Below are 3823 nucleotides of genomic sequence, written 5' to 3' on the forward strand. Positions count from 1 at the left end.
TTTGCGGGATACCGCCTTCCTGCTCAGAGATAGGCAGGATGCGATCGCTTCTTTCCTGAACCATGTTCAGGAGAGTTCAGCGTGAATGTATCAGGAACGGTTCGAGCCGCAGGGATCAGTGGGTGGCGCTCAGTTCCTTGGTTGGGCAGCATTGCAGAGCAGCAGGGCATCTGGATCCCAAAGGATCTGCCCATCAAGAGCCATTCTCCCCAACACCGGCATTCCTACTTGGGCTTCCAGGCGCGGGATCAAAGTTGCATCCAGCTTTTCCAAGGCTTGGGGATCCCCAGTTTCGGGCAGGGATCCAACCAGCACCCATCCCAAACCACGGGCCCTGGCTTGGCGTAACAGGGCGGCAAAAGCAGCACCTTGGCTCAGGGCGGCCTCCCGTTGCAACGTCAACAGCAAGCTCAACCCCCACGCATGGGCCAGATCCGCCCAAGTTTGGCCTGGCCCCAGGGGATCGGCAACGCTGCCCGGCAAAACCAGTAGGGGATCTTTTTCTCCTGCCCACTCGGAGATCTGTTGCCAGAGGGCCTTGAGCTGAGCTTCCGAAGGGGTGGGATCCACACTGAGCCGGCCCCAAGGGCGTTGAACCACCTGCTGCCAAGCGTCGGCCACTGCCGTAGCTCCTGGGATCCCCGGCCAGGTGTTGGCCACCATCACCTTCATGGCTCTGCCTCCCATAGGGCGAGAAACTCCGGCTGGATCTCGAAGCCAAACACCAAAGCCATATCCCGCAGCATGGAGACGGATCCCAGGTTCTGCTGCTTAAACCACCGCATCAACACAAAGATCTTCTGATAGACAAAGATCTCCAACGCTTCTGGGTTGTAAACAATACCCTCCCGAGGGTTGAATTGGTGGGGCACCATCATAGCCGCGTAACGGGCCAGTTCTCCTTGGCGCCAATTGAGAAAGTAGGGCATCCAGGGGTAGACTGTATCCCAACGAATAAACCACAGGCGCACCTCCGGGATCTCGGACAGCTCCCGTGGATCCTCAGGGCTGCGCGGCCAATCGATGGCGCATTGCACCTGCTGGGCAGCACGCACGGGATCGGCCATCAAGGTTTTCACCAGCTCATGGCCGGGGGTGAGATCCAGAGTTTGAATGGCCTTGGCAGGAAGGTAGAGGGTAATCGGCACGGCAACACAGCTATCTGGCTTGCAAATGCAGCTTATCTCAGCTCTGTTCCATCTTGCCTGCCACCGGGATCCCTAGACGGGTGAGATCCAGGGCAAAACCTGCCGTTACCAAAAACACTTGGTCGGCCAGGGGAGCCAGCCTTTGGGTCAGTTCCCCCATCCGATCCCGAAACCGCCGCCCCAGTGGGTAAGCGGGCACCACCCCCCAGCCCACTTCTTCAGACACCAGGAGGATCTCCCCTCTATGGCTTTGCAAGGTTGCCAAGAAGGATTGCACCAAGGGATCCCATTCTGAAGAGGGACAGTCTAGGCCCTGCGCCACCCATCCCCCCAGCGAATCCACCAGCGCACAACAGGGCTGGGGCAACTTTTGCAGTTCTGCCCCCAAGTCCCTCCCGGTTTCCCAAGTCTGCCAACTGGAAGGCCGCCGTTGCCGGTGCTGTTGAACGCGCTCTGCCCATTCTGGATCCGTCTTGGGATCGGGTTTCGGCCCGGTAGCCAGGTAGATAACCGGCAAGCCCGAAGCCGCAGCCAAACCCTCTGCCAGCCGGCTTTTGCCAGAGCGCACAGGGCCACAGATCAGCACAATCGCCATTGGGTAGAATGGAAATCCACTGACGTTTGAGTCTAACCTCGACAACAGCCTGCTGAAGTCCTCAGCCGAGTGGTACCCGGTCAATCCTGAGGCTGAATCTCTATGCCCATCCGAATCGAGCACGCTGCCCAGCTGGAAGAGAAAACCTATTTTGCTCACGCCGGTTTAGAGCCTTTTCCTCTGCTCACGATTGGCTCCCTAAGCTACGGATATGAGTTTTTCCTTCATTGGATGGGAGAGTCATCCCGCGTCAAGATTGGACGTTGCACTTCGATTGCAGGAGGGGTGCATTTTTTCGTAGGGTACGAGCACCATACTGACTGGGTTACTACTTACCCTTTCACCCATTTACCTGATTCCTGGCGAGAGCTTCGTGCTTTGAAAGGGCACCCTGTAACTCGCGGAGATATTGTTGTTGGCCATGATGTTTGGATTGGCTATGGCGCTAAGATTCGCTCGGGGGTAACCATTGGAAATGGAGCAGTTGTTGGAATGGGTGCTGTGGTAACTCGAGATGTCCCCCCTTATGCCATTGTTGCGGGCGTGCCAGCGAGGGTGGTTCGCTACCGTTTTGCACCTGAAGTGATCGAGTGGCTTATCCAACTTGCTTGGTGGGATTGGCCCCTTGAAGCCATACGCCAGGCAGCACCTCTTCTCTGTCGGCCACTAGATCAGGAAGCAATGTCAGGGCTTTCTCAGATCAAGCAAAGCCTTCTTGCTGTTTGAAACTACTTGAGAAATTCCCCGCAGGCTAAGATGAGAGTTGGTTACGCTTGAAAAAACAATCTCGAATAACCTGACTGTACTTCAGGCTCAAAAGCCCGACCATGACAGATCCCAAGCCGATATCTTCGCCTGAACACAAGGCTGCTTCGGCCTCTTTTCGATCTCCTCAACCGCTCTGGCTCAGCCTAGCGCTGGGGATCACCACTGCTCCCGTTTTGTTGGGCTTGGTCTTGGCAGATCGGGCCGGGAAATGGCTGGGATCCCTGAGCTGGGAAGATCCGGGTTGGTGGCTGGGGGAGCGGCTGCCCAACTTAGACAGCGCCCCGCTACAGGCCCATGAGCAACAACGCAAAAACTCTGCCCCGGTCGAGAACCCCTAGCTTCTCTGTCACTTTCGTATCATAGGAAAGCGAACTAGCAGCAGGAGTTAACAGCCTTTGCGTAGACCGGCCAAACCGTCTCAGAAGTTCGCCTCCACATTCTCGGGGGTGCTGTTCTGGCTGAGCGCGTTTCTCTTCACAACGGTGTTGAGTGCTTGTCTGGGCTACCTATTTGGTCAGCGAGCTCTATCGGGGGTTTCTTCTCCCGTCACCGGCGCCGGTCGGGCTTCTCCTTCCCGCGAAGTTCGGGATCCCCGTACTGTGCCTTTGCTGAACGAGGCTGAGGTAATTGCAGCAGCCGAAGCCAGCCTTCGTCCGTCCCCAACTCCCACCCCCCTCTTTACCCCAGCACCCACGCCGGTCGCAACTCCCACTCCAACACCCACCCCCAGATTGTCTCCTGAATTGGCGGCAGCCCCATCGCCAACTCCTCGCCCCGCCACTCCATCTCCTCCACCTCCCCGTCCGCGTCAGCAGGACGGAGTTCCTGCCCCGCCGGCGCCCACACCACCTCCGCCCCCCCTACCAATTGCCGCCAGTGGACAGGTCTCTATGCAGGTGCTTTCGGTTCGTCGCGAGGGAAGCCAAGTGGTTCTGAATGTAGCTATGCAAAACAACTCGGCAGAGACGGTGCGCTTTCTCTATAGCTTCCTGAACATTACTGACGACAATGGACGGTCAATCAACGCGCTCACCCAGGGTTTGCCGGGGGAGCTGCCCCCCAATAGCCAAGTCTTCCAGGGAACCATCCGCATCCCAGCCTCGAGCCTAGCCGGATCCCGATCCCTGTCCCTGAGTTTGGCTGATTACCCCAGCCGCCGCCACCGAGTGGGAGCCAGTGGGATCCCAGTGCCGCCGTAACACCCCTCTTCCTTTAGCTTCAGCTAGAAATCGCAGGAGCCCCGCACTGTACCCGTAGGGTCACTGCCGGGAGGAATGCGCTTTGATGAAGTACAATGAACTTATGAGCCAAG

6 protein-coding genes are annotated in these 3823 nt (G+C 57.7%); 3 read left to right on the forward strand and 3 right to left on the reverse strand.

Annotation, left to right across the window (positions count from 1 at the left end):
- Positions 1-129: 129 nt before the first annotated feature.
- From ACVWXZ_RS14175 to cobU, 3 genes are read right to left on the reverse strand one after another with little or no spacing between them, the layout of a single operon-like run.
- Positions 130-687, reverse strand: coding sequence for a hypothetical protein (locus ACVWXZ_RS14175; protein WP_457482662.1), 558 nt, complete (start codon positions 685-687; stop codon positions 130-132).
- On the reverse strand, positions 669-1148 hold the full coding sequence (locus tag ACVWXZ_RS14180) for a CRR6 family NdhI maturation factor (RefSeq protein WP_011432033.1): 480 nt from the start codon (positions 1146-1148) through the stop codon (positions 669-671). The genes ACVWXZ_RS14175 and ACVWXZ_RS14180 overlap by 19 nt, the downstream gene beginning before the upstream one ends.
- Positions 1149-1185: 37 nt before the next feature.
- On the reverse strand, positions 1186-1743 hold the full coding sequence (gene cobU, locus ACVWXZ_RS14185) for a bifunctional adenosylcobinamide kinase/adenosylcobinamide-phosphate guanylyltransferase (RefSeq protein ID WP_457482663.1): 558 nt from the start codon (positions 1741-1743) through the stop codon (positions 1186-1188).
- 102 nt (positions 1744-1845) lie between these two features.
- Here cobU and ACVWXZ_RS14190 point away from each other — a divergent pair, with 102 nt between their 5' ends.
- The 3 genes from ACVWXZ_RS14190 to ACVWXZ_RS14200 all read left to right on the forward strand — a co-directional run bounded on the left by ACVWXZ_RS14190 (position 1846) and on the right by ACVWXZ_RS14200 (position 3710).
- Positions 1846-2469, forward strand: a complete 624-nt coding sequence (locus tag ACVWXZ_RS14190; protein WP_414399320.1) for a CatB-related O-acetyltransferase — start codon at positions 1846-1848, stop codon at positions 2467-2469.
- 101 nt (positions 2470-2570) lie between these two features.
- A complete protein-coding gene (locus ACVWXZ_RS14195) occupies positions 2571-2849 on the forward strand; it encodes a hypothetical protein (RefSeq protein ID WP_457388972.1) in 279 nt (92 codons plus the stop codon).
- A gap of 147 nt (positions 2850-2996) precedes the next feature.
- Positions 2997-3710 (forward strand): hypothetical protein, encoded by a 714-nt coding sequence (locus ACVWXZ_RS14200; RefSeq protein WP_457482664.1) that lies wholly within the window; start codon positions 2997-2999, stop codon positions 3708-3710.
- Positions 3711-3823: the final 113 nt, after the last annotated feature.

The organism is Thermostichus sp. MS-CIW-38 (assembly GCF_054058415.1).

Bases quoted from the DNA above. Each gene is read 5' to 3' on its own strand.
- ACVWXZ_RS14195 (WP_457388972.1), top strand. From the start codon at position 2,571: ATGACAGATCCCAAGCCGATATCTTCGCCTGAACACAAGGCTGCTTCG.
- ACVWXZ_RS14190 (WP_414399320.1), top strand. From the start codon at position 1,846: ATGCCCATCCGAATCGAGCACGCTGCCCAGCTGGAAGAGAAAACCTAT.
- cobU (WP_457482663.1), bottom strand. From the start codon at position 1,743: ATGGCGATTGTGCTGATCTGTGGCCCTGTGCGCTCTGGCAAAAGCCGG.
- ACVWXZ_RS14175 (WP_457482662.1), bottom strand. From the start codon at position 687: ATGGGAGGCAGAGCCATGAAGGTGATGGTGGCCAACACCTGGCCGGGG.